20 protein-coding genes and 1 tRNA gene are annotated in these 24,458 nt (G+C 66.1%); 8 read left to right on the forward strand and 13 right to left on the reverse strand.

Translation table 11 applies throughout. The features are described from left to right. Positions 1 to 24: 24 nt before the first annotated feature. Both ACTPOI_RS16090 and ACTPOI_RS16095 read left to right on the forward strand, forming a co-directional pair. Positions 25 to 381, forward strand: coding sequence for a linear amide C-N hydrolase (locus tag ACTPOI_RS16090; RefSeq protein ID WP_440110571.1), 357 nt, complete (start codon positions 25 to 27; stop codon positions 379 to 381). Between the two features lie 100 nt (positions 382 to 481). Then, complete coding sequence (locus ACTPOI_RS16095) at positions 482 to 1,612, forward strand: sensor histidine kinase (protein WP_440110573.1); 1,131 nt, start codon at positions 482 to 484, stop codon at positions 1,610 to 1,612. A 301-nt stretch (positions 1,613 to 1,913) separates the two neighbouring features. On the opposite strand, the gene ACTPOI_RS16100 is transcribed toward ACTPOI_RS16095, so the two are convergent. Continuing rightward, positions 1,914 to 1,998 (reverse strand) — tRNA-Leu (locus ACTPOI_RS16100). A gap of 40 nt (positions 1,999 to 2,038) precedes the next feature. On the opposite strand from ACTPOI_RS16100, the gene cysM reads away from it, so the two are divergent. The 3 genes from cysM to ACTPOI_RS16115 all read left to right on the forward strand — a co-directional run bounded on the left by cysM (position 2,039) and on the right by ACTPOI_RS16115 (position 3,849). Beyond that, complete coding sequence (gene cysM, locus ACTPOI_RS16105) at positions 2,039 to 2,941, forward strand: cysteine synthase CysM (RefSeq protein WP_440110575.1); 903 nt, start codon at positions 2,039 to 2,041, stop codon at positions 2,939 to 2,941. Between the two features lie 87 nt (positions 2,942 to 3,028). After that, on the forward strand, positions 3,029 to 3,598 hold the full coding sequence (locus ACTPOI_RS16110) for an NUDIX hydrolase (RefSeq protein ID WP_440110576.1): 570 nt from the start codon (positions 3,029 to 3,031) through the stop codon (positions 3,596 to 3,598). A gap of 23 nt (positions 3,599 to 3,621) precedes the next feature. Further along, positions 3,622 to 3,849 (forward strand): sulfurtransferase TusA family protein, encoded by a 228-nt coding sequence (locus ACTPOI_RS16115; protein WP_069103394.1) that lies wholly within the window; start codon positions 3,622 to 3,624, stop codon positions 3,847 to 3,849. 153 nt (positions 3,850 to 4,002) lie between these two features. Here ACTPOI_RS16115 and galU read toward each other — a convergent pair whose 3' ends face one another. The 10 genes from galU to hemC all read right to left on the reverse strand — a co-directional run bounded on the left by galU (position 4,003) and on the right by hemC (position 15,786). Then, complete coding sequence (gene galU, locus ACTPOI_RS16120) at positions 4,003 to 4,890, reverse strand: UTP--glucose-1-phosphate uridylyltransferase GalU (RefSeq protein ID WP_440110579.1); 888 nt, start codon at positions 4,888 to 4,890, stop codon at positions 4,003 to 4,005. A 90-nt stretch (positions 4,891 to 4,980) separates the two neighbouring features. After that, positions 4,981 to 7,878: a valine--tRNA ligase gene (locus tag ACTPOI_RS16125; protein ID WP_440110581.1), complete on the reverse strand. Its 2,898-nt coding sequence runs from the start codon at positions 7,876 to 7,878 to the stop codon at positions 4,981 to 4,983. Between the two features lie 392 nt (positions 7,879 to 8,270). Further along, positions 8,271 to 8,891 carry a VOC family protein gene (locus ACTPOI_RS16130; RefSeq protein WP_440110583.1) on the reverse strand — a complete coding sequence of 207 codons (621 nt, stop codon included), beginning with the start codon at positions 8,889 to 8,891 and terminating at the stop codon, positions 8,271 to 8,273. Positions 8,892 to 9,090: 199 nt separating this feature from the next. Next, entirely contained in the window at positions 9,091 to 9,669 is a 579-nt protein-coding gene (locus tag ACTPOI_RS16135) for a YceI family protein (protein WP_440110585.1), read from the reverse strand. A gap of 204 nt (positions 9,670 to 9,873) precedes the next feature. Beyond that, positions 9,874 to 10,449 carry a YceI family protein gene (locus ACTPOI_RS16140; protein WP_440110587.1) on the reverse strand — a complete coding sequence of 192 codons (576 nt, stop codon included), beginning with the start codon at positions 10,447 to 10,449 and terminating at the stop codon, positions 9,874 to 9,876. Positions 10,450 to 10,536: 87 nt separating this feature from the next. Next, positions 10,537 to 11,115, reverse strand: a complete 579-nt coding sequence (locus ACTPOI_RS16145) for a cytochrome b (protein WP_440110589.1) — start codon at positions 11,113 to 11,115, stop codon at positions 10,537 to 10,539. A 365-nt stretch (positions 11,116 to 11,480) separates the two neighbouring features. After that, positions 11,481 to 12,758 carry a heme biosynthesis HemY N-terminal domain-containing protein gene (locus tag ACTPOI_RS16150; RefSeq protein WP_440110591.1) on the reverse strand — a complete coding sequence of 426 codons (1,278 nt, stop codon included), beginning with the start codon at positions 12,756 to 12,758 and terminating at the stop codon, positions 11,481 to 11,483. Positions 12,759 to 12,902: 144 nt separating this feature from the next. Beyond that, the gene (locus ACTPOI_RS16155) at positions 12,903 to 14,018 is read right to left on the reverse strand and encodes a uroporphyrinogen-III C-methyltransferase (protein ID WP_440110593.1); all 1,116 of its coding nucleotides are present in this window, start codon (positions 14,016 to 14,018) and stop codon (positions 12,903 to 12,905) included. Continuing rightward, on the reverse strand, positions 14,015 to 14,830 hold the full coding sequence (locus ACTPOI_RS16160) for a uroporphyrinogen-III synthase (RefSeq protein WP_440110595.1): 816 nt from the start codon (positions 14,828 to 14,830) through the stop codon (positions 14,015 to 14,017). The genes ACTPOI_RS16155 and ACTPOI_RS16160 overlap by 4 nt, the downstream gene beginning before the upstream one ends. Positions 14,831 to 14,838: 8 nt before the next feature. After that, positions 14,839 to 15,786 carry a hydroxymethylbilane synthase gene (gene hemC, locus ACTPOI_RS16165; protein ID WP_440110597.1) on the reverse strand — a complete coding sequence of 316 codons (948 nt, stop codon included), beginning with the start codon at positions 15,784 to 15,786 and terminating at the stop codon, positions 14,839 to 14,841. 125 nt (positions 15,787 to 15,911) lie between these two features. Here hemC and ppc point away from each other — a divergent pair, with 125 nt between their 5' ends. Then, entirely contained in the window at positions 15,912 to 18,701 is a 2,790-nt protein-coding gene (ppc, locus tag ACTPOI_RS16170) for a phosphoenolpyruvate carboxylase (RefSeq protein ID WP_440110599.1), read from the forward strand. A 105-nt stretch (positions 18,702 to 18,806) separates the two neighbouring features. Here ppc and ACTPOI_RS16175 read toward each other — a convergent pair whose 3' ends face one another. Continuing rightward, positions 18,807 to 21,206, reverse strand: coding sequence for a putative bifunctional diguanylate cyclase/phosphodiesterase (locus ACTPOI_RS16175; RefSeq protein ID WP_440110601.1), 2,400 nt, complete (start codon positions 21,204 to 21,206; stop codon positions 18,807 to 18,809). Between the two features lie 238 nt (positions 21,207 to 21,444). Continuing rightward, a complete protein-coding gene (locus ACTPOI_RS16180) occupies positions 21,445 to 22,773 on the reverse strand; it encodes an AI-2E family transporter (RefSeq protein ID WP_440110603.1) in 1,329 nt (442 codons plus the stop codon). Positions 22,774 to 23,042: 269 nt separating this feature from the next. On the opposite strand from ACTPOI_RS16180, the gene ACTPOI_RS16185 reads away from it, so the two are divergent. Together ACTPOI_RS16185 and ACTPOI_RS16190 are read left to right on the forward strand one after the other, a co-directional pair. Further along, a complete protein-coding gene (locus ACTPOI_RS16185; RefSeq protein WP_440110605.1) occupies positions 23,043 to 23,816 on the forward strand; it encodes a hypothetical protein in 774 nt (257 codons plus the stop codon). Beyond that, entirely contained in the window at positions 23,813 to 24,382 is a 570-nt protein-coding gene (locus ACTPOI_RS16190; RefSeq protein WP_440110607.1) for a FlgO family outer membrane protein, read from the forward strand. Before ACTPOI_RS16185 ends, ACTPOI_RS16190 begins: the two co-directional genes overlap by 4 nt. The last annotated feature ends 76 nt before the right edge of the window (positions 24,383 to 24,458 follow it).

Consider the following 24,458-nt stretch of genomic DNA (forward strand, 5'->3'; position numbering starts at 1 on the left):
AATCGCCCGACGGCGGCTCTGTAGGTGCACGAACCGTCGAGTGGGCTGAGCGACGCGCATCACGACCGAGTCAAGCGCCCTCAGAGCCGCTCACCATGGACAGCGTGCGTCTGGCTCCGTTCGGTAGGGTCTGGCATTGTGGGCTTGCCGGGTGGCTTCTCACCGCCGTCAAGTTTTGTGCGCGCCGCGGTCCTGAAGGCCCTGGTGCGACCGCTGGACACATCGACCGAGGCCGTGTTCGAGGCCTTTCGCATTCTTGTCAGGTTCAACATCACGCCATGCAGCCACAACCGTCGGAGCTTTCTGTGCAAGTTCCCCTTGTCCACGGCCTGCGCGGACGGAAACAGTCGAGCCCCGCAATCAGTAACAAGACAACCCTGACACTCGCGCATACTGGGTATTCCATTCAGGCGACGCGAGATGATTCCGCCTTCACCTCGCGGCGACCGGCGTCACGCCGCAGCCCACCGGGGACACTGACATGCGCGGCTTTCTACTCAACAATCGCGACGAACTGATCCGAAGATGCAAGGACAAGGTCGCTCTGAGGCCTTCACGCGACGCGACCCCGGACCAGCTTTCGCACGGCGTGCCGATGTTTCTCGACCAGCTGACGCGCACGCTGGAAGCGGAGGATGGGGGCGACGCCGTCGGTGGCCTCCAAATTTCAGGCGCATCGGGCGGTGAGGGCTCGGCGCTGTCTGAGATGGGCGTTTCGGCCACCGTGCATGGCGGCGAACTGCTGGCCCTCGGCTATACCGTGGATCAAGTCGTCCATGACTATGGCGATCTGTGCCAAGCCATTACAGACCTTGCCGTGGAGCGTGACGCGCCTTTTTCGGTCGATCATTTCCGCACGTTGAATCGCTGCCTGGACAACGCCATTGCCGACGCAGTGACCGAATTTGCCGCCCAGCGCGACGTCAAAGTGGCGAGACAACAGGCCGAAGACGAGAATGAACGCCTGGGCTTTATCGCCCACGAATTGCGCAATCACCTGCAAGTTGCCAAGCTCGCCTTTGCAGCCCTGGAGTCAGGCAGGCTGCCGGTGGGCGGCTCCACTGGCGCCGTGCTCAAACGCAGCCTTGGCTCGATGGAAGGTTTGATCAACCATTCGCTGGCGGCTGTTCGTGAAGCAGCTCTTGCACCTGTGCATCCACGCATCTTCTCGCTCGCGGTCTTCCTGGCCGACGCGGGCCGCGTAGCCGAGCTCTACGCGGCTGACACAGGGTGCGCGCTTAGCATCGCGCAGGTGGATCCGCAAATCGCCATGGAAGGCAATCGCGAACTGCTGCTGGCAGCGCTCGGCAACCTGCTGCAGAACGCGTTCAAGTTCACGCGACCTGGGAGCGAAGTCACGCTGCATGCGCATACGTCCGCAGACTGGATCCGCATTGACGTAGAGGACTGCTGCGGGGGACTCCCCGAGGGTAGTGTCGATACGGTCTTCAAGCCTTTCCAGCAGGGCTTCGACGACAAGCGCGGTCTCGGGTTGGGGCTGTCGATCGCCAGGCGCAGTGTGGAAGCGGATCGTGGGCGATTGACCGTACAAGACCTGCCGGGCAAGGGGTGCGTTTTCACCATCAGCATGCCGATGCGAAGGCTGGCGTAGCGCAGTGATGCACTGCACCTGGGAGACTCTTCCAGTTCATCGCGAAATGGAGCTCCTAAGGATGTCCATGCCCGTTGATGCGGTGCGTCGCTGCAATCGTGGCTACTGATGGCCCGGGCTTGGCGCCATATTCTGCAGCCTCCGCCAATCCGTCAGTTCCATGGATGCCTCTTCTGGCGATATCGGGCACCACCCCCGGATTCGGGCACATTTCGGCGCACGTTTGCGCACTGGTCAAAGCCACTTCCCATAGGCAAAAAGAAAAAGGCCGGAAGCTTGTGGAAGCTACCGGCCTTGTCTGTGGTGCCCGGGGCCGGAATCGAACCGGCACGCCTTGCGGCGGGGGATTTTGAGTCCCCTGCGTCTACCAATTTCACCACCCGGGCGGGAATTCGTGAAGCCGCAAATTATGGCACAGTAGGGCGCATGAAATACCTGACGATTGAGGACGCGGTGGGCCACACGCCGCTGGTGGCTTTGCAGCGCATTGGGGCGCAAGACAACAACGCCCGGGGCACCATCGTGCTGGGCAAGCTGGAGGGCAACAACCCTGCGGGTTCGGTCAAAGACCGGCCTGCGCTGTCGATGATCCGCCGGGCCGAGGAGCGCGGTGACATCAAGCCCGGCGACACGCTGATCGAGGCCACGTCGGGCAATACCGGCATTGCGCTGGCCATGGCAGCGGCCATCAAGGGCTACCGCATGGTGCTGGTGATGCCCGAGGATCTGTCGATTGAGCGCGCGCAGACCATGAAGGCGTTTGGCGCCGAGCTGGTGCTGACCCCCAAGAGCGGTGGCATGGAGCACGCCCGCGACCTGGCCGAGGCCATGCAAAAGCGCGGCGAGGGCAAGGTGCTGGACCAGTTTGCCAATGCCGACAACCCGCGCATCCACTACGAAACCACGGGCCCCGAGATCTGGGAGCAGACGGGCGGGCGCGTGACGCATTTTGTGAGCGCCATGGGCACCACGGGCACCATCACGGGGGTGTCGCGCTTCCTGAAGGAAAAGAACCCCGGCGTGAAGATCATCGGCGCGCAGCCCGAGGAAGGCTCGCGCATTCCGGGCATCCGCAAATGGCCGCAGGAATACCTGCCCAAGATCTACGACGCCAGCACGGTGGACGAGCTGGTGTACGTAAGCCAGGACAACGCCGAGGAGATGTGCCGCCGCCTGGCGCGCGAGGAGGGCATCTTTGCCGGCATTTCGGCCGCAGGTGCGTGCTGGGTGGCGCAGCAGATTGCCGCGCGCGAGACCAACGCCACGGTGGTGTTCATCGTGTGCGACCGCGGCGACCGGTACCTGTCCACCGGCGTTTTCCCGGCCTGATTTTTGGGTCGCTGAAAGCAGTTTTTGGATAAAAACAGGCTGTAGCGCTTGCTTTTATTGCCCCTTACGCTATCAAAATAAGAGCATATGCACTACGAGACGCGCTTTTGCACCCACTGCGGCACGGGGCTGCAGCCCATCACCCTGGCGGAAGACGGCGGCGACAAGGAACGGCTGCGCTGCCCGGCCTGCGGCTGGACGCACTGGAACAACCCCACCCCCGTGCTGGCGGCGATTGTGGAGGTGGACGGCAAGGTGCTGCTGGCCCGCAATGCCGCCTGGCCGGGCAAGATGTTTGCGCTGATCACCGGCTTCATGGAGGCCGGCGAGTCGCCGCAAGAGGGCATTGCCCGCGAGGTGAAGGAAGAAACCAACCTGGATGTGCAGGCCACCACGCTGGTGGGTGCCTACGAGTTCATGCGCATGAACCAGGTCATCATTGCCTACCATGTGGTGGCCACGGGCGAGGTGCGGCTGTCGCCCGAGCTGGTGGACTACCGCCTGTACGACCTGCCCGACCTGCGCTGCTGGCCTGCGGGCACGGGCTACGCGCTGGCAGACTGGCTGCGCACCCGGGGGCACGAGCCGGTGTTCTTCACCAAAGAGGAAAATGAGGAACGGCGCCGCGGCCTGGATGCCGCGCTGCCCAAGAACTGACCACGACGGACGACCTGACCACCATGCACATCCACAAAGAAATCGATACCCGCGGCCTGAACTGCCCGCTGCCCATCCTCAAGGCCAAGAAGGCGCTGTCGGACATGGCCAGCGGCGAGCTGCTGAAGGTGGTGGCCACCGACAACGGCTCGCTGCGTGACTTTGTTGCCTTTGCCAAGCAGACGGGCAATGAGCTGGTCGAGCAGCAGACGGTGGGCGAGGAATTCATCCACGTGCTGCGCCGCCGCTGAGAGGCGCAGGGCCCTGCGGGCAGTCACCGCGGTCTGCGGCCCCAGCCCAGGGGCTCGGCTCCAAAAACAAATCCTCCGGAGCAGCGCGGCTGCTGGCGGAGGATTTTTTACGTGCGCACCCGAAACAACGGCGTGCGCCGTTGTGGCCGCTGCTTACAGGCTCAGCCCCTTCAGATACGCGCGGAAGTGTTCGCTCACCTGCGGGTGCTGCAGGGCCAGCTCCACCGTGGCTTCCAGAAAGCCTTCCTTGCTGCCGCAGTCGTAGCGCTTGCCCGCGTACTCGAAGGCGTAGACCGCCTCGTGCTCCATCAGCCGGGCAATGCCGTCGGTGAGCTGGATCTCGCCGCCCACGCCGCGCGGCTGGTTGCGGATCTCGTTGAATACGCCGGGCGTGAGGATGTAGCGGCCCGCCACGCCCATGCGCGATGGCGCGTCGGCGGCCTTGGGCTTTTCGACGATGCGCTCGATGCGCATCAGCGGGCCGCCCGCGGGCTCGCCCGCCACGATGCCGTATTTGTGCACCTGATCCTCTGGCACCTCCTGCACGGCAATCACCGAACGGCCCTGCTGGCGGAAGGCCGCAGCCATTTGCTTGAGCACGGGCTCGCCATCCTGCGGGCCCACCATCAGGTCGTCGGCCAGCAGCACGGCAAAGGGCTCGTTGCCCACCAGCGGTTCGGCGCACAGCACGGCGTGGCCCAGGCCCAGTGACCGGGGCTGGCGCACAAAGGCGCAGTCCATGTCGTCGGGCATGACCGACCGCACCAGTTTCAGCAGATCGTGCTTGCCAGCAGCCTCCAGCTCGTTTTCCAGCTCGTAGGCGGTGTCAAAGTGGTCTTCGATGGCGCGCTTGCTGCGGCCCGTCACGAAGATCATGTGGCGGATGCCTGCGGCGTAGGCTTCTTCCACCGCGTACTGGATCAGCGGCTTGTCCACCACGGGCAGCATTTCCTTGGGAGACGCTTTGGTGGCGGGCAAAAAGCGTGTGCCCAGCCCTGCAACGGGGAACACGGCTTTGCGAACGGTGGTGACAACGGACATGGGTTTCCTTCAGGCGATGCGAAAGCCCGGGTGGGGTGCCCGGGCGTGGCAGTTGCGGGATGGCAATCGGCGGCCAGTATGGCCCGGCGGTCAGCCCAGCCGTGTCAGCTGATCGCGCAATCTGCCGAGGGTGGCCGTGAAGTCGGCCACGCGCTTGCGCTCCTGGTCGAGCACGGCAGCGGGGGCCTTGGCCACAAAGGCCTCGTTGCCCAGCTTGGCGTTGGCCTTGGTGATTTCGCCCTCGATGCGCGCCGCTTCCTTGGACAGGCGGGCCTTTTCGGCCGCCACGTCGATCTCCATGAACAGGCACATGCGCGCCTCGCCCACCACGGCCACAGGCGCGGCCTGGGCGGCTGCGACCCAGGCGGCCTCGTCGTCAAACACCTTCACTTCACTGAGCTTGGCCAGCGCCTGCAGCACCGGGGCCACGCCGCGCATGAAGTCGGCATCGCCCACCACGAACAAAGGCAGGCGGGTTGAGGGCGACACGTTCATCTCGCCGCGCAGGGCCCGGCAGGTGTCCACCAGACCCTTGACGCGGGCCATGTGGGCAATCGCGGCGTCGTCGATCTTCTCGGGCTGGGCCTGCGGGTAGCGGGCAATGCTGACGGACTCGCCTGCAATTCCGGCCACGGGTGCCACGGTCTGCCACAGGGCCTCAGTGATGAATGGGATGATGGGGTGGGCCAGGCGCAGGATGGCTTCAAGCGTGCGGATCAGCGTGCGGCGGGTGGCGCGCTGCTGTGCTTCGGTGCCGTTCTGGATCTGCACCTTGGCGATCTCCAGGTACCAGTCGCAGTACTCGTTCCAGACAAAGTCGTAGATCGTGTTGGCCACGTTGTCCAGGCGGTACTCGGCAAAGCCCTTTTCCACCTCGGCCTCGGTCTTTTGCAGCAGCGAGCTGATCCAGCGGTCGGCCTGGCTGAACTGCATGTAGCCATGGGCGCTGCCGCCGGGCTGGCATTCTGCCTTGGTGTGCTCTTTCAGGCCGCAGTCCTGGCCTTCGCAGTTCATCAGCACAAAGCGGCTGGCGTTCCAGAGCTTGTTGCAGAAGTTGCGGTAGCCCTCGCAGCGCTTGCTGTCAAAGTTGATGCTGCGGCCCAGCGATGCCAGCGCGGCAAAGGTAAACCGCAGCGCATCGGCGCCGTAGGCTGGAATGCCCTCAGGGAATTCCTTTTGCGTGTTCTTGCGCACCGTGGGCGCGGTCTCGGGCTTGCGCAGGCCGGTGGTGCGCTTGTCGAGCAGGGGCTCCAGCGCAATGCCGTCGATCAGGTCCACCGGGTCGAGCACGTTTCCTTCGCTCTTGCTCATCTTCTTGCCCTGCGCGTCGCGCACCAGGCCGTGGATGTACACGTGCTTGAACGGCACGCGGCCGGTGAAGTGCGTGGTCATCATGATCATCCGGGCCACCCAGAAGAAGATGATGTCGTAGCCCGTGACCAGCACGCTGCTAGGCAGGTACAGGTTGAAGTCATCGGTGGCACTGTCGCCCTGGTTCGGCCAGCCCATGGTGGAAAACGGCACCAGGGCGGACGAATACCAGGTGTCCAGCACGTCCTCGTCACGGCGCAGCGTTTTGCCTGGGGCCTTGGCCTGTGCTTCGGCTTCGTTGCGGGCCACGATCACGTTGCCATCTTCGTCGTACCAGGCCGGAATCTGGTGGCCCCACCACAGCTGGCGGCTGATGCACCAGTCCTGGATGTTGTTCATCCACTGGTTGTAGGTGTTGACCCAGTTCTCGGGCACAAAGGTCACCTCGCCGGTGGCCACGGCGTCAATCGCCTTTTGCGCAATGCTCTTGCCGGTGGCGTCACCATCGCCAACCTTGCTCATGGCCACGAACCACTGGTCTGTCAGCATGGGCTCGATCACCTGGCCGGTGCGGGTGCAAATCGGCACCATGAGCTTGTGCTTCTTCACCTCGACCAGTGCGCCGATGGCTTCCAGGTCGGCCACGACGGCCTTGCGCGCCACGAAGCGGTCCATGCCCTGGTACTTGGCGGGCGCGTTTTCGTTGACGGTGGCCTGCAGCGTCAGCACGCAGATCATCGGCAGCTTGTGGCGCTGGCCCACGGCATAGTCGTTCTGGTCGTGTGCAGGCGTGACCTTGACCACGCCCGTGCCGAATTCCTTGTCCACGTAGTCGTCGGCAATCACCGGAATCTGGCGGTCGCACAGCGGCAGGTTCACCATCTTGCCGATGAGGTGGGTGTAGCGCGCGTCTTCAGGGTGCACCATCAGCGCCACGTCGCCCAGCATGGTTTCGGGGCGGGTGGTGGCCACCGTCAGGCTGCCCGATCCATCGGCCAGTGGGTAGGCGATGTGCCACAGCGAGCCGTCTTTTTCCTCGCTCTCGACTTCCAGGTCGGACACGGCGGACTGCAGCTTCGGGTCCCAGTTGACCAGGCGCTTGCCGCGGTAGATCAGGCCCTGCTCGTACAGGCGCACAAAGGTTTCGGTGACGACGCTGCTGAGCTTGTCGTCCATGGTGAAGTATTCACGGCTCCAGTCCACGCTGTCGCCCATGCGGCGCATCTGCGTGGTGATGGTGTTGCCCGACTTTTCCTTCCACTCCCACACCTTGCTCACGAAGTTCTTGCGTGCCTCGGGCGGGGTGGGGCCCATGTCGTAGCGGCTGATGCCTTGTTCCTGCAGCTGGCGCTCCACCACGATCTGCGTGGCAATGCCCGCGTGGTCGGTGCCCGGCACCCACACGGTGTTGAAGCCGCGCATGCGGTGGTAGCGCGTGAGGCTGTCCATGATCGTCTGGTTGAACGCATGGCCCATGTGCAGCGTGCCCGTCACATTGGGGGGCGGCAGCTGGATGGAAAACGCCGGCTCGCCCGCCTGCGCAGCGCCCGTGCCGCGGTGGCCTGCGGTGCCATAGCCGCGCTTTTCCCATTCGGGGCCCCAGTGGGCTTCCAGCGCAGCGGGTTCAAACGACTTGGACAGGCTTTCGAGGCCGGGTTGTTGCAGGGGCGTGCTCATGGGGGTAGGGCGGTGAGGCGGGCAGGCCGCTGGGGCGTGCCTCGCTGGTCAGAGGAATGAACCGGCCATTTTAAGGGAGCGGCACGCCGCGCAGCGGGGCAGGCCCGGCAGGCTTGGGGCGGGGCATTCCGGGCCGCAGGCCTTGCTTGCTGGCGTGGGTTGCCCGCTGCCGGGACTGTGGTGACCGGTCACCATCGCTCCCTCAAACGTGCCCACCGCGACGAGGTGCAGTGACTGCGCAGAAGGCGTTGCAGCGCGCAGGAAGCCTGTGCCAAGGCTGCAACTGCCCAGTGCATCAGATGCTATTTAAGTAATAGCAATGGGTGCATATGAATCAAGCGCTACAGGCCGTTTTGACCTGAAAAGTGCCGCTGCACCCGTTGGGATGGCGTTTAGGCCCGCACAAACTCCGGCCGATCGTTTTGCTGGGGCTTCAGGGGCTCGGCCACCTTGCCTTCGGCGCGCTCCTTGCGCCACTGTTCCTTGCGGGCTGTCCACTCGTTCAGGCGGTCGTGGGCCACCGTGCTGTCCTTGGCCATCTGCTCTTCGTTGGCCAGCTGCGCGGTCAGCTCCAGGCGGATGCCGTTGGGGTCGAAGAAGTAGATGCTCTTGAAGATGTGGTGGTCGGTAACGCCCAGCACTTCAATGCCGTGGGCTTCCAGGCGCGCCTTGGTGTTTTGCAGCTCTTCCACCGTATCGACGCGAAATGAGATGTGGTTGACCCACAGCGGCGTGTTGGGCGAGGGCTCGGCCTTCACGTCATCGCCCAGGTCAAAGAAGGCGATGAACGAGCCGTCTTTCAGGCGAAAGAAGAAGTGCGTGTAGGGGCAGTATTCGCCGGTGCTGGGCACATAGTCGCTCTGGATGATGTGGTACAGCGGCAGGCCCAGGATGTCTTCGTAGAACTGCCGCGTCTCTTCCGCATCGCGGGCCTTGTAGGCATAGTGGTGCAGCTGCTGGATGGCGGCAGGTGCGGGCAGGGTGGCGAGGTCTGGCTTGGCAACGGGGGTCATGCAGGTCTCCATCGAATAATGGCCTGATTCTACTATTCGTAATTGATTTACGTTAAGTTAATTTAATGCCACATTGTGTGGTCGCGCCACGGGTTTGCAGCATTGTCCGGAGCAATCCCCCCACGAAAAAAGCCACCGGGCGTTTCCGCCGCGGTGGCTTTCGCGTTGGCGCCCGGCATCTGCCGGGCGTGCGCCGCGTTTACTGCTTGACGGCTTCGATCTGGATCACCAGGCGCACGTTCTTGGGGAAGCCCCATTCCACGCCGTAGTTCATGCCCCACTGGGTGCGGTCGATGGTGGTTTCAAAGTCGCCACCGCACACTTCGCGCTTGAGCATGGGGCTGTCGTAGCAGGCGAACTGCGTGGACTTGAGCGTGACGGGGCCGGTCTTGCCCAGCAGCGTGAGCTGGCCGGTCACTTCGCTGACCTTGTCGCCGCTGAACGTGAACTTGTCGGATACGAACTTGATGGTGGGGTGCTTGGCGGTGTCGAACAGGTCGGCGCTTTGCAGGTGCTTGTCAAAAGCGGGTGTACCGGTGTTGACCGACGTGGTGTCGATGGTGATGTCCACCTTGCCGGTCTTGGCAGCGCGGTCAAAGTCCACGGTGCCCTGCTTCTTGTCGAAACGGCCGCGGTTGGTGGAGGCGCCAAAGTGGCTGATCTCGAACGTCACGAACGTGTGCGTGGGGTCGATGGCATACGGTGCGGCCTGGGCGGCGCCAGCGGTCATGGCGGTGGCGGCAGCCACGGCGAGCAGGGAGAACAGGGACTTGCGCATGGTTAAAACTCCTGAAGGTAAAGGGACGTTGATGAATACAAAAAACACGAACACGGATTGAGCTGCTGGCTCACGCTGGAACTGGGCGCGGCCGAGGCCAGTGCTCCCGCGCAAGGGCCGCCCCGCCGCGCTGGGAGTGTCCCCCTCCCGCATTGCAAAGCAACGCGAGAGAGGGGGAAGGCGCGAAGCGACTCAGGGGGAGTATCAAATCTTCCCCACACCCGTCAGCGCCAGCTTGAACTTCACGAGCACGTCGTCGGCCACCATCGAGGTGTCGGCCCACTCGTTCTCGCCAATCTTGAAAGCCAGGCGCTTGATGGGCAGCGAGCCGGCAGCGGTGGTCACCGTGCCGCTTTGCGTGAGCGTGACGGGGGCGACCACGTTTTGCGCGTTGCCCTTGATGGTGAGCTTGCCCGCCACTTCAAACTTGCCGCCACCGAGCGCCTTGATGCTGGTCGATTCGAACGTGGCCTGAGGGAACTTGGGCACGTTGAACCAGGTGGGCTTGGGCAGCTCGGCATCGGTCTCGCGCGAGCCCAGCGTGGCGCTGCCGGTATCCACGGTGAAAGTGATCTTGCTGGTGGCCAGCTTGGCCGGGTCAAACGCCACCTGGGCACTGAACTTCTTGAAATGGCCATCCAGCGGCACGCCCATCTGGCGGGCGGTGAACTGAACCTCGCTCTGGGCGGGCACCAGCTGCTGCTGGGCCAGGGCAACGTGGCTGCCCAGCAGGAGGGCGCTGGCCACAGACAGGCGGGCGATGAGGGTCAAGGCTTGCATGGTTCTAACTCCGAAGGCGCAGGAATGAGGGCGCGGGGTGCAGCGCCATGGTTGGATGAGGTGGTGCGCGCAAAGTGCGGGTTGCGTTCAGCTACGCCTGCCCGGCAACATGCGCTGGAGGAGACCATCGCGGTCCACCCATTGGTGCTTGAGCGCTGCCGCCACATGCAGCAGCACCAGGCCGCCCAGGGCAAAGGCCGTGTATTGGTGCCAGGGCTTGATCGCGTCTGCCAGCTCTTTGCTCACAGGCACAAAATCAGGCAATTGCCAGAGCCCCAGGAACACGATGGGGAAGCCGGCCGCCGAGCTGTAGGCCCAGCCGATCAGCGGCACCGCAAAAAACAGCGCGTACAGCGCAAAGTGGGTGCCGTGGTGCGCCAGCTTCTGCCAGCCGGGCATGGTGCGGGCAATGCGGTCAGGCAGTGGAGGTGGCCGGTGCGTGAGCCGCCACAGCAGGCGCAGCGCGGACAGGGCCAGCAGCGTGACCCCGGCCCACTTGTGCCAGTTGTACAGCTTGAGCCGCTGCGGCGAAAACGGCAGCCCCGTCATGTAAATGCCCACGCCCAGCAGCCCGAGGATGGCCAGGCCCAGCACCCAGTGCAGCAGGATGGCAGTGCCGGTATAGCGGGCGCTTTTGTCGGCAGAAGGGTTGACGGCAAGGGTCATGGGACGGATTGACAGTGGAAGGCGGGGTGCTTGCATCGCACCGTGGGCTGGCCGTGGCAGGTTCCGCGGGGCGGGCTGGATTGAGGGCAGTGTAGGAACGGCTTGCCCACCGGCGTTTCATACGTATTGATGCTTCGATTCAAAAAAACTGAATTGAAGTGGGGTGGATCAACAAAGTAACGTAATGTTCCCGCCGTGGAAGCGCGACGTGCGGGACAAGGCTCGTTCGATGGGGCAACAGGAGGTCGGAAGCCTGTGTCGGTGCCGGGCGCGATTCGGGGCATGCCCAGCTGTCCTGTTAGCCCCGCTGGCAGTGACTGCGGAGCCGCAAGCGCCGCGGCCTGGTTCCCGGTGAGGCCTTTAGGCTACTGGCCCAGGGCTGCCATCTTCCAGGCAGCGGCAGCGGCAGCTGCGTCGCCGCGCTGCTCGGCGAGTTCGGCCAGATGGCGCCAGGCGCTGGCACGCAGGCCCGTGTCGGCCAGTTGCTGGGCCGACTGCGTGAGCAGCTGTTGCGCCTTGCCCCACAGCTGGCGCTTGAGGCACGCCATGCCCGCCAGGTACTGCAGGCGTGCGTCGCGCGGGTTGGCCTGCTGGGCTGCTTCGATGCGGGCCAGCCACGGGGCATCGATGGCACCCAGGCCCGCCTCCAGCGCACGCACCAGCTTCAGGGCGTGCTGCTCGGCCAGCGCATCGGGCGTGTTCACCAGCCGCTCCCACACGGGCAGCAGCCAGCTGCGCACCTGCGCGCTTTCACCCCCCAGCAGCGCCAGGCGCTGGGCGGCGTGGATGGCGATCTCGGGCATCTGGCGTTCCGAGGATTCCAGCGACTGCCAGATCTGCTGCAGCTGGGCCGTGTCGTGTGCGCTGTTGATGAGTTCGGTGGCCAGGCCGCGCACGATGCTCTGCGCCGCGCTGGGCGAAAACGCCCGGTGTTTGCCCAGCAGGCGGGCCGTGTCGAGTGCCTCGCGCGTCTGGTGCGCCAGGCGCGTGGCCTTGAGCTTGATGCGCAGTGCCAGCGTGCGGCGCGCGGCGCCCTGGGGCAGCTCGGCCAGGCGGTCAAGGGCAGCGCTGGCATCGCGGTCGTCCAGCGACCAGCGGGCGGCCCGCATCTGCGCACCTTCGCGCAGTTCCTGCTCCATCACCGTGCCGCGCAGGGGCGATTCCTGCAGGGCATCGCGCAGGTGCGATTCGCGCGTGGCGCGGTCCTGCAGCGCGTGCGAGGCCTCAGCGGCAATCATGTGCGAGAGGGCGCGCAGCTGGCGCGCATGGGGCACCGGTTCGTTGGCGGCGGCCAGCGCGTGCTCTTGTGCCAGCGCGGCCGCCGCGGCCTTGCGCGAACGGATGAAGCGCCCGCCCAGCATGTGGGTGAGGGCATCGAGCAGCGATGCGTGCATGGCGCGTTCCTTTTGCTGCAGGCGCCAGCGCCGGGCTTGCCGGGGCAGTTCCAGCAGCGCGGCCAGGGCGCGCAGCGCCGCGTACAGGGTGACAAAGCTGCCGACCAGCAACAGCACCACCATGTTGAGCGACAGGTCGATGCGGTAGGGCGGCCAGTAGAGCGTGACGGTGCCCTGGTTGTTGCCCGCAAACAGCGCAGCGGCCACGGCCACGCCAAACAACGCCAGAAGCCAGAGTGCTGCGCGCATGTCAGTGGTCGCCCATCGCGCAGGGTGCGCCCGCGACCATCGGAACAGCCGCAGCGCAGGCCAGGAACACCGGGCAAGGACGGCCCCACAGCAAGGGCGCCGTCCCCCTTGCTGGGAAGGCGCGGAGCGACTCCTGGCGGCTCATCATCGTCCTGCAGCGGCGGTTGCCAGCGCCGCCAGTGTTTCGTCCAGGCGCGGCAGCTCGGCCACCTTCATGCTGGCCTGCGCGGCCTGCAGCGTGCTGGCCGCGGCTTGCGTGCGGCGCGAGGCCGGGTCGAAATACTTGTTCAGTGCCGCGGTGGCCGCCGTCAGGTCGGCCCGGGCCGAGTCGTACTGGCGGGCCAGCACCCCCAGCCGTGCGTTCAGCAACTTGAGCTTGAGGTTTTCGCGCAGGAAAAACGCCTGCTCTGGCGCCAGCAGGATGGCCTCGGGCTGGTCGATGCGGCTCACGCGGACCAGGCCACGGGCCTCGTCGCGCACCACTTCCCAGCTGCGCTGCAGGGCGGTTTGCCACCAGGCGGTGGTGTCTTGTGGCGTTGCCGAAGATGCAGCAGGCGTTGTGGCCGGCCCGGCGCCCAGTCGGCGGGTGGCTGCGGCCTGGGCCACGGCGTTTTGCACGGGCAGTTCATCCACCTGGCGCACCAGGTCATCCAGCCGGGCCAGCAGGCCTGCGGTGTCGGTGACGGCGGCGCGGGTCAGGCGATCCAGGTCGCGGCCGATGGCGCGCTGCACGGGCGCGAGCCGGGGCTGCGCGGCGCGCTCGATGCGCAGGTTGGCCGACTTGAGGGCCGCCACCAACGGTTCGAGGCTGCCCGTGAGCTGGGTTTGCTGCTGCGCCAGCCGGATGCCCGACTCGATATCGACCACCAGGTTTTCGTCGCGCGAGCGCGACAGGCTCTGCATCAGTTCTTCGAGCTGGCTGCGCTGCAGGGCGACCTCGCTCACGCGGGCTTCGGCCACCGACAGGCGGGCCGCCGTCTCACGCACCAGGTCTTCAGCCTGGCGGGCCATGGTGCGGGCCTCGATGGCCAGCGCGCCGGAGTCGGCCGACTGCCGTGCCAGCTGTTCCTGGATGCCACTGAGCTTTTGCCATAGCAGGCCGGTGCTGACGAGCGCCGCGGCCGCCATGGCCGCCAGAATCCACTGCAGGGCATTGCCGCGTGGGGCCGTGGGCAACGCCGCCTGCATGGCCGCATCTGCCGGGGCCGCCACAGGGGCGGGGGGCGATGAAGGCGAAGCAATGGGCGGCACGGAACTCATGCGGCCGATTCTATCGACGCCACCACGTCCTCCAATGACGGACGGCATTCGTCCACGCGACCAAAACCGGCGGCACGTGCCGCCTGCGCGATGCGCGGGTGCGTGACCAGCGCACGGGCGTCTGCCCAGCTTTGCCCCGGTAACGCCTCTGCGAGATGGGCCACGGCTTCTGAACTGCTGAGCAACCACAGCGATCCGTCGTGGGCGGCCTGCTGCGCCAGCGCGGTTTGCTGCGCATCGAATATCGGCGCGCCGCGTTGGTATGCCACCACAAAATCCACACTGGCGCCGGCGCTTTCAATCTGGCGGGCCAGCCAGTCGCGGCCGGTGCCCTGCTGCACGTCGTGCACGCCGCCCGAGTGGCCGCGCACGATCAGCACGCGGTCGCCCGGCGCCAGCTGCGGGCCCACCTGCTGCCACAGCGCTTCGGAATCGAACTGCGGCGCATCCGGCGCCGGGCCGTCGATGAGCGCGGCGGGCACGCCCGCCTCTGCCAGTGCCCGGGCCGTTCCCGGCCCTGGGGCCCATGCTCTTGATTTGATAGCTGTGAGGGGTGATTGTGATTGGGCTTGAGCGCTTCTTGACTCGAAAAAGTGCGTTACGGCGTTGCTGCTGACGAACATCCATGCCCGGTAGCTGCCAGCCCTGGCGCGCGCCGCCTCCAGCGCTTCGATGGCATCAGGGGCGGTACAGGGGCCAATGGCAATCAGCGGCAGCGCCACGGCGGCGATGCCGTGGCCGGCCAGCCCATGCACCCAATGCGCAGCTTCGCGGGCGGGCCGCGTGACGATCACGCGCGGTGGAAGGGGCACGGCGCCGCCTAAGCCTGTGGCGCAGCGTGCTCTGCACCGCGCGCGCCGCCTTCGCGCAGGCGCTGTGCAATGGCCAGGCCCAGCGCCTCGGCCTGTGCCAGTGTGGCCACGGGGGCGCTGGCGTGGGCGCGTACCAGCGGCAGGCGGCCATCGGTGTCGCCCCACGCAGCATCGAGCTGCAGCGTGCCGGAGGTAAAAGTGCCGTGGGCCGCCAGCGGCATCGAGCAGCTGCCGCCCATGGCGCGGCTCACGGCACGTTCGGCCGCCACCGTGAGCCAGGTGGTCTGGTCGGCCAGCGGCGCCAGCGCGTCGACAAGGTCCTGCCGGTCGCTGCGCACTTCAATGCCCAGCGCGCCCTGGCCCGCAGCCGGCAGCATTTGGGCAGGCTCGAACGTGGCGCGAATGCGGGACTCCAGCCCCAGGCGCTTGAGGCCCGCGGCTGCCAGCACGATGGCGTCGTACTGCCCTTCGTCGAGCTTGCGCAGGCGGGTGTCCAGGTTGCCGCGCAACGGCTCGATGCGCAGGTCGGGCCGCAGTGCCTGTAGCAGCACCTGACGGCGCAGGCTGGAGGTGCCCACCACCGCCCCCTGGGGCAGCGCGTCGATGCTGGCGTAGGCAGGCGAGACGAAGGCATCGCGCGGGTCTTCGCGCTCCATCACGCAGGCCAGGGCAAAGCCGGGGGGCAGCTCCATCGGCACATCCTTGAGGGAGTGCACGGCGATGTGGGCGCGGCCTTCTTCCAGCGCGGTTTCCAGCTCTTTCACGAACAGGCCCTTACCGCCCACCTTGGAGAGCGAGCGGTCCAGGATCTGGTCACCCTTGGTCGTCATGCCCAGCAGCTGCACGGTGTGGCCGCGTGCTTGCAGCAGCGCCTGCACATGCTCGGCCTGCCACATGGCCAGGCGGCTTTCGCGCGTGGCAATGACGATGGGGGGGGCGTCGTTGTTGGGGTTCAAGTTCGTAACCTGTTTGTAATTATTCGGCGGCGGGCGATGCTAGCATCCGCCCGCACTGGGGCCGGTGCGCCCGGAAAACGGGGGCTGGCGGCGCCGGGCCCCCCATCCATCCCGGAGACAACCCGATGAAACGATCCGACAAGGACCAGCCCCTGATTGATGATATCCGCCTGCTCGGGCGCATTCTGGGGGACGTGATCCGCGACCAGGAGGGCGTGGCCGCGTATGAGCTGGTCGAGCAGGTGCGCAAGCTGTCCGTGGCTTTCCGCCGCGATGCCGACCAGGAAGCCGACCGCGCGCTCAAGAAGCTGCTCAAGGCCTTGTCGGGCGACCAGACGGTGAGCGTGATCCGAGCCTTCACCTATTTCAGTCACCTGGCCAACCTGGCCGAAGACCGCCACCACATCCGCCGCCGCGCCGTGCACGAGCGCGCGGGCGACACGCAGGAGGGCAGCATCGAAGTGGCGCTGTCGCGTCTGCGCTGGGCCGGCATTGCGCCCAAGACGATTTCGCAGACGCTGGCGAGCAGCTACGTGGCCCCGGTGCTGACCGCCCACCCCACCGAAGTGCAGCGCAAGAGCATTCTGGATGCCGAGCGCGACATCGCACGGCTCCTCGCCGCACGCGACGACATCCGTGTGCGGGCACAGCTTTACAACACCGCCAAGGATGCCCTTACCCCGCGCGAGCTGGCCGCCAACGAGGCCCAGTTGCGTGCCCGCGTGGCACAGCTGTGGCAGACCCGCCTGCTGCGCTACAGCAAGCTCACGGTGGCAGACGAGATCGAAAACGCGTTGTCTTACTACGAAGCCACGTTCTTGCGCGAGATCCCCAAGATCTATGCCGACCTGGAAAGCGAGCTGGGCCAGTATCCGGTACACAGTTTTCTGCGCATGGGCCAGTGGATTGGCGGCGACCGCGACGGCAACCCCAATGTGACGGCGCAGACCCTGCAGTACGCCCTGAGCCGTCAGGCCGAGGTGGCGCTGCGGCACTACCTGACGGAAGTGCATTACCTGGGCGGCGAGCTGTCGCTGTCGGCCCGGCTGATGCAGGTGTCGGCCGAGATGGAAGCGCTGGCCGAACGCTCGCCCGACCAGAGCGAGCACCGCCTGGACGAGCCCTACCGACGCGCCCTGACGGGCATTTACGCGCGCCTGGCCGCATCGCTCAAGCAGCTGACCGGTGGTGATGCCGCGCGCCATGCCGTGGCACCGCAAAACCCTTATATCAGCGCCGACGAATTCCTGGCCGACCTGCGCGTCATTGAGGCCTCACTCAAGTCTCACCACGGCGAATCGCTGGCGGCCGAGCGGCTGCACCCGCTGATCCGCGCGGTGCAGGTGTTCGGCTTTCACCTGGCCACCGTGGACCTGCGCCAGAGCTCCGACAAGCACGAGGAAGTGGTGGCCGAACTGCTGGCCACTGCGCGCATCGAAGCGCACTACGCAGCCCTGACGGAAGACGCCAAGCGCAAGTTGCTGATGGGCCTGCTCAACGATGCCCGGCCGCTGCGCGTGGTGGGCGCCGACTACAGCGCGCATGCGCAAGGCGAACTTGCGATCTTCGAGACGGCCCGCGTGATGCGCGAGCGCTTCGGGCACGAGGCCATCCGTCACTACATCATCAGCCACACCGAAACGGTGAGCGACCTGCTGGAGGTGCTGCTGCTGCAAAAGGAAGTGGGCCTGATGAGCGGCACGCTGGATGCCGAATCCAGAAACCACCTCATCGTGGTACCGCTGTTCGAGACCATCGAAGACCTGCGCAATGCCGCGCCGATCATGCGCGAGTTCTATGCGCTGCCGGGCATTGCAGCCCTGGTGCAGCGCAGCGGCGGCGAGCAGGACATCATGCTGGGCTACAGCGACAGCAACAAGGACGGCGGCATTTTCACCAGCAACTGGGAGCTGTACCGCGCCGAGATCGCACTGGTGGAACTGTTCGACCAGCTTGCCACCAGCCATGGCATCCAGCTGCGCATGTTCCATGGCCGCGGCGGCACGGTGGGCCGGGGCGGCGGCCCCAGCTACCAGGCCATTCTGGCCCAGCCTCCGGGCACGGTGCGCGGGCAGATCCGCCTGACCGAGCAGGGCGAGGTCATTGCGTCCAAATATGCCAACCCCGAGATCGGCCGCCGCAACCTCGAAACCCTGGTGGCCGCTACGCTGGAGGCCACGCTGCTGCAGCCGACCAAGCCCGCGACCAAGGCGTTTCTGGACGCGGCCGCGCAGCTCTCCCTGGCCAGCATGGCCAGCTACCGGGCGCTGGTGTACGAGACCCCAGGCTTCACCGACTACTTCTTCAACTCCACGCCCATCCGCGAGATTGCCGAGCTGAACATCGGCTCGCGCCCCGCCAGCCGCAAGGCCAGCCAGAAGATCGAGGATCTGCGTGCCATTCCATGGGGCTTCAGCTGGGGTCAGTGCCGCCTCACGCTGCCCGGCTGGTTCGGCTTTGGTTCGGCGGTGGACGCGTTTGTGAACGCAGAAGGCAAGGACCCCAAGGCCCAGATGGCGCTGCTGCAGAAGATGTACCGCCAGTGGCCGTTCTTTGGCACGCTGCTGTCCAACATGGACATGGTGCTGGCCAAGAGCGACCTGGCCCTGGCCTCGCGCTACAGTGAGCTGGTGACCGATGCACGTCTGCGCAAGAAGGTGTTCACCGCCATCGAGGCCGAGTGGCACCGCACTGCCGAGGCCCTGACCCGCATCACGGGCGACAAGCAGCGCCTGGCGCATAACGCGGCACTGGCGCGGTCCATCAAGCACCGCTTTCCGTACATCGACCCGCTGCACCACCTGCAGGTGGAGCTGGTGCGCCGCTGGCGCGCGGGGCAGGGCGATGAGCGCGTGCAGACCGGTATCCACATCTCGATCAACGGGATTGCGGCGGGGCTGCGCAACACGGGCTGAAGGCAGCGAAGGCTGTTCTCGGCCAGGCAAAGATTGGCCGGTGGGCGGACATCGGCGGCAAACGGGCTGCGCAGCGCCCGTGTGCCCGTCCGCGGTGCGGCGTAGCTACCGCCCTGGCGCAGGTGTAGCGGATTTGCCCGCCGCAAGGGGGGGCAGAAATTCGAGCGGCGCAAGGTTGGTATCCCAGCCTTCGGTAAAGCTTCTGAAGTGCTCCAGCGGGCGCGGCGCAGAGAGCAAATAGCCCTGTGCCTCGTCAATGCGGGCACCAATCACCATGGCAAGCTGCTCCGGCGTTTCGATGCCTTCGCAGACGGTCTTCATTCCCAGTGACCGCGCCAGCTGGGCGATGCCGTGCACCACGGCCAGTGCTTCAGGGCGAATCATGGCTTCCTCGACGAAGCTGCGATCGATCTTGAGGGTGCTGAAGGGAAACTGGCACAGATAACTCAGCGACGAATAGCCCGTGCCGAAGTCGTCCAATGCAATGCGCACCCCGATGGCGTGCAGCGCGTGCAGTTGCTGCAGCGCTGCTGCCGTGTCCTCGATGAAGATCGATTCGGTGATCTCCAGCTCCAGCCGGTGAGCCGGCAGGCCCGTGGATTCCAGCACCGACTGCACCAGCTGCACGAACTGTGGGTCCGCCAGTTGCACTGCCGACACATTGACGGCCACCACAATGCCGGGCAACTGGCGCTGGGCGCATTCGCAGGCATGGCGCAGGCCCCACAGTCCAATGAGCTCGATCAGGCCGCCCTGTTCGGCCACCGGGATGAACTCTCCGGGGCTCACGCGCCCCATCTCGGGGTGGTCCCAGCGCATCAGCGCCTCGGCGCCGTTCACCTTCCAGGTCGCCAGGTCCACCTTCGGCTGCCAGTGCAGTGATAGCTGGTCCTGCTGCACCGCCTGCCGAAGTCCTTCCTCGATGGTGGCGCGGCGCTGGGTACGCTGGCGCAGGGCGGACGTGTAGCCCGCGGCGCGCCCGCGGCCCTGGCCCTTGGCTTCGTACAGCGCAATGTCAGCGCGCACTAGCAGCTCGTCCACGCTGGTCACCTCGTCGTCCATGTGGGCCACGCCGATGCTGGCGCCGATGCGTAGGCGCCGCTCGCCTGTGAGGTACGGCCGCCCCAGTGCGCTGACCAGCGAGGCCGCCAGCTGCTCCGCATCGCTCTCCGGTGCGTCGCCCTGTACCGCCGCGTCTGTGGCGGGCCGCAGCAGCACGGCAAATTCGTCCCCACCGAGCCGAGCCACCAGGCTGCCCTCAGGGGCATGCTGGCGCAGGCGCGCAGCCACGCCCGACAGCAATGCATCTCCGGTCGAATGGCCGAAGCTGTCGTTGACGGCCTTGAAGTGGTCCAGATCGAGCAACAGCAGCGCGCCACCGTGTGACCCAGCGTGCAGCTGTTCGGCAATGGCCGTGTGCAGCGCAAAGCGGTTGGCCAGCTGGGTGAGCGAATCGGTATGCGCCAGGCGGTGCAATTGATCCTGTGCGCGCACCACGGTCGTCCGGTCGGCCAGTACGCCCCGCCAGCCGCCTGGCTGGCCCAGTTCGTCGAAAAGCGGCTTGCCGTTGAAGGCCAGGTGGTGGCGATGCCCCTCGTGCTCCAGCGTGACCATGAGGCTGTGAAACGGCAGGCCCTTGCGCAATGCGCCCGCCACCTCCTGCGCCCCCTGGGTGCAGTGCTGGTGCAGCCATTGCTCCAGCGACAGCGTGACCAGCTGCTCGGCGCTGGTGCGCATGAGCTTGACCAGGCGCGGGGATGGGTGGCGCAAATGGCCCTGGCGGTCGGTTTCCCACAGGGCATCGGTGGCGTTCTGCTCAAAGTCGCGCAGCATCACCTCCAGCATCTGTTCGTGGCGTACCGCTTCGCCCTGCGAGAGCATCAGTGCCGTTGCCTTGCGCCAGTACGACATGCCGCCCACATACACCATCACTGCGTACAGGCCCACAAGAACGGCCACGCCCGCCATGATGGGGTCGTGGGTCATGAGCAGCGCAATCAGCGACGAGGCTGCAAACAGCAGCACGTAGGCCAGGCTGGCCAGGGGCAAAGCCCCGAGCACAAAGGTGCCCGCGCCCATCATGCCGGTGAACAGCGTGGCAATGGCCAGTTGCTGGCCGTGGCTGGCGTCCGCAAACCAGGCGATGGGCAACACCGCCCAGTTGGCTGCCAGCAGCGCTGCATGCAAGGTGGCCCGGTGGATACCCCTGCACGAGACAACCGCCAGCGGCTTGCGCCGGAACGTGAGCCACCGCCACGTTGCCATCGACGCCATGATCACCATCACACACCACCAGGCCACCAGCCCTACCGTCCACTGCCCATGGAAAGCCCATAGCAACAGGCTGGCGTTGCCCACATTGGCGGCCATGGCCACCGGGGTGAGGCGAACCACCGCAGTCAAATGTTCGAACCGCATGCGCCCCGCCGTGGCGCCGTCGTCACCGTACAGGGTGCGCACGCCATTGGCTACGGTCCGCAGCTCATCAATCAGGGTGGAAGGCATTGTGTCGAGTTGTATCACATCGCCTCTATCCCACCGCAGCGCTCAGGCGCGGACAGAGCCGCCGCAATTTGCTGTCTTTAGGGGAGCTTGGTAGCCGGGGTTGCCTGGCGCCGCTGATCTCGGCTGCTTTGGGCTCGTGAATGCTATTTTGTCATCGCGAAAGCCGTCCGCTGGTGCCAACCCGGACGCAAAGGCCGCGCCCCGAACAAGCCGCGGCGACGAATCGCGTTGGCAGGCCTCAGTCCCCCAGCAGCTCGCCCACCCCGCGCAGGTCTTCCACCCGGTCGCAGATAGCCTTGACAGCCATCATGACCGGGATACCCAGCAGCAGGCCCCACAGGCCCCAGAGCCAGCCCCATACAAGCACGCTCACAAAAACGGCCACCGGACTCATGCTGCTGGCACGGCTGGTAAGCCAGGGCGTCAGCAGGTTCCCGATGATGGTGTGGATGAGCAGCGATGTACCCCCCACTGCGAGTGCCATGTCGAGGGTGCCAAACTGCAGGAATGCCACCAGGGCCGACGCCCCCGTAACCAGTGCCGAGCCGATGTAGGGCGCCAGATGCAGCACCGCTGCCACCGTGCCCCACACGGCCGCGTTCTGCAGGCCCAGCGCCCAGTACGCCAGGCCTGTGGCCACGCCTACCAGCACGCTGGTGAACACCTGCAGCAGCAGGTACCGCTGTATCTGGTGGGTGATGTCCTCCAGCACGTGGATGGTGACCTTGCGGCGCTCCAGGCTGCTGCCCGCGATGCGCAGCAGCTTGGTGCGAAACAGGTTCCCTGACGCCAGCGCGAAATACGTGAGAAACACCACCACCGTGAGCTGCCCAAGCGCTGACACCAGGCCCATGGTGCCGCTCCAGAGGTAGTCGCGGATATTGAAGGGCGGGCGCTCGATGATCACGCGCTGCACCCCTCGGCGCGGGGGGGCGGCTGTGGTGTTCTCGCTGGCTGCCTGCTCGATCTGGGTCGCGGCCTGCTGCACCGTGTTGAGCGTGCTGGTCTGGCTGCTCTCGGCGCGGATGCTGTCGCGTACCTTCTTGGCGGCCACCGGCAGAGATTCGACCAGTTGCGCTGCCCCGTCACTCAATGACCATCCCGCCACCGCGAGGCTCGAAACGATCGAGATCAGCAGCACCCCGGCGCCCAGCCACCGCGGAATGTGCAGGCGCCACATGCCTTCCACCGCCGGCCGAAGGGCGGTGGTGAGCAGCAGGCTGAGCATGATGGGGATGAACACGGCGCTGGCCCAGTGCAGCAGTGCCACCGTCGCGAACAGCGCCAGAAGAGCGAGCGAAAGGTTGCGTACGTCGACGGGCATGTGCAGCATGAGCGGGCCGGATAGCCCTGGTACGCCCGCCGGGAGCGCGCTGGCGCCGGCAGCGCCTGCTGCGTGCGCTGCGCCAGGCGCCACCTGCGCAGCCGCCGCGATCTCGGGCGCCGTGCCGTCAAGCGATGTCTTGCCTACTGCATCACCCTCCGGTGCTCTGGCCTCGGCGCTGGCATCTGGCGAGGGGCAGGAAGAGTGAGCGGGCAGCGGGGTGTCGGTGGCGGGCGCAGTCATGCGCGGATTGTGCTGTAGCAAAGTGCAAACGGCTTGTAGGCGGCCATGCCATCGGCGGCGGCTGGCTCTGGAGCGCGGATTCGGCGCTTTCAGCTCCAAAGTGCGCCGCAAAAACCCGCCTGTTCGGGCAATGGTGCAAGCCGCGCAGGCATAGCATCACCACCATGCATTCATCTCCACTTGAACCGTGTGGCGCACGCACGGGTGGCTGGCGCCGATGGCCTGCTCTGGGCCTTGCGTTGCTGTGTGCCGCGTGTGCAGGGCCGGATGTGCCCTTTGCCGAAAGCCATGCGCCCAAGGGACAGAAGACCATGCGGGCCGTACAGCACTGGGATGTGCTGGCCGACGACATTGCCAGCCGCATTGCCGACAAGACGCGCGAATGGCCGCCGGGCGCGCACCCGATTTATGTTGCTGCCCGCAGCGATGCGCGGTTCAACCAGGGCCTGCGCAAGCTGCTGATCCTGCGCCTGGTGGACCGTGGCATCACGGTGGCCACCGAGCCCACCGCCGCCGTGCACCTGGTGGTGGATGCGCAGGTGGTCCAGCACATCCAGCCAGGTTCCAGTGCACTGCACTGGATGCCGCTGGCAGCGGGTGTGAGCGTGGCGCGCGATGGCGTGCATTTCCATGGCGCCAATGCATACAGCGCAGCGCCGGTAGCCGAGGGCGGTGCTGCGGTGGCTGCCGCTGCGGCACCGGCTGAGACGGCTCCTGTGCCGGCACCCAGTGCCTTCGGCGCCATCTTGCCGCCCATGCCTGTCACGGCGGCCCCTGCGTCCGTTGTGCCAGCAGTTGCCGCGGTGCGGCGTGCAGGCGGGGCCGCGCAAGACACCCCCGTGCTGTATCCACGCCCCGGCGTGCCCGACCGGTCCGAGGTGCTGGTGGTGGTGTCGCTCGAGAGTGGCGGGCGCTATCTGGCGGGCACATCGGACGTGTATTCGGTGGCCCATGACGATGCGCTCCTGTATCTGGCCCCCGAGCCACTTCTGCCGGGGCCGCAGCCTGCGCCGCTGAAAACCTGGCGGGTGGTGAGCCCATGAGCAGGCTTGCAAACCACCTGCTGCGCCTGTCCGCCTGCATGGCCACGGCTGTGTGTCTGGGCGGGTGCGCCAGTTATTACTACGGCGACAGCGCGGGGGGCGCGGGCGTTTCCGGTGGGGCCATGCGCACTTCGGTCATCGCCGCCAACCACCATGCCGCCGACATGCTGGTGCAGGGTGCACCGCTGGACCGGACCCAGTCCGTGCTGGTGGCGACGCTGGTCAATGTGGACCGGCTCGGCGAATCATCGCGGCTTGGGCGCATTTTTTCGGAGCAGATTGCGGGACGCCTGGTGCAGCGCGGGCTGCCGGTCACGGAGCTGAAGCTGCGCGACAACGTGGCCATGCAGCGCGAGCAAGGCGAACTGCTGCTGTCACGCGAACTGCGCGATGTCAGCCGCTCGCACGACGCCCAGGCCGTGGTGGTGGGGACCTACGCGGTTTCCGCATCCATTCTTTACGTGAGCATCAAGCTGGTGCGCCCGGAGGGCAACGTGGTGGTGAGCGCCCACAACTATGCGGTGCCGATCGACGACAACGTGCGGGCGCTTTTGGTGGGGCGTTGAAACCTGTACGTTTGTGCGCCCCCGGTGCGCTGCCTGCTTGCAAGCGGTGCATGGGCTATTGGCAGCCCCAGACCGC

Source organism: Acidovorax sp. BL-A-41-H1, from assembly GCF_051942715.1.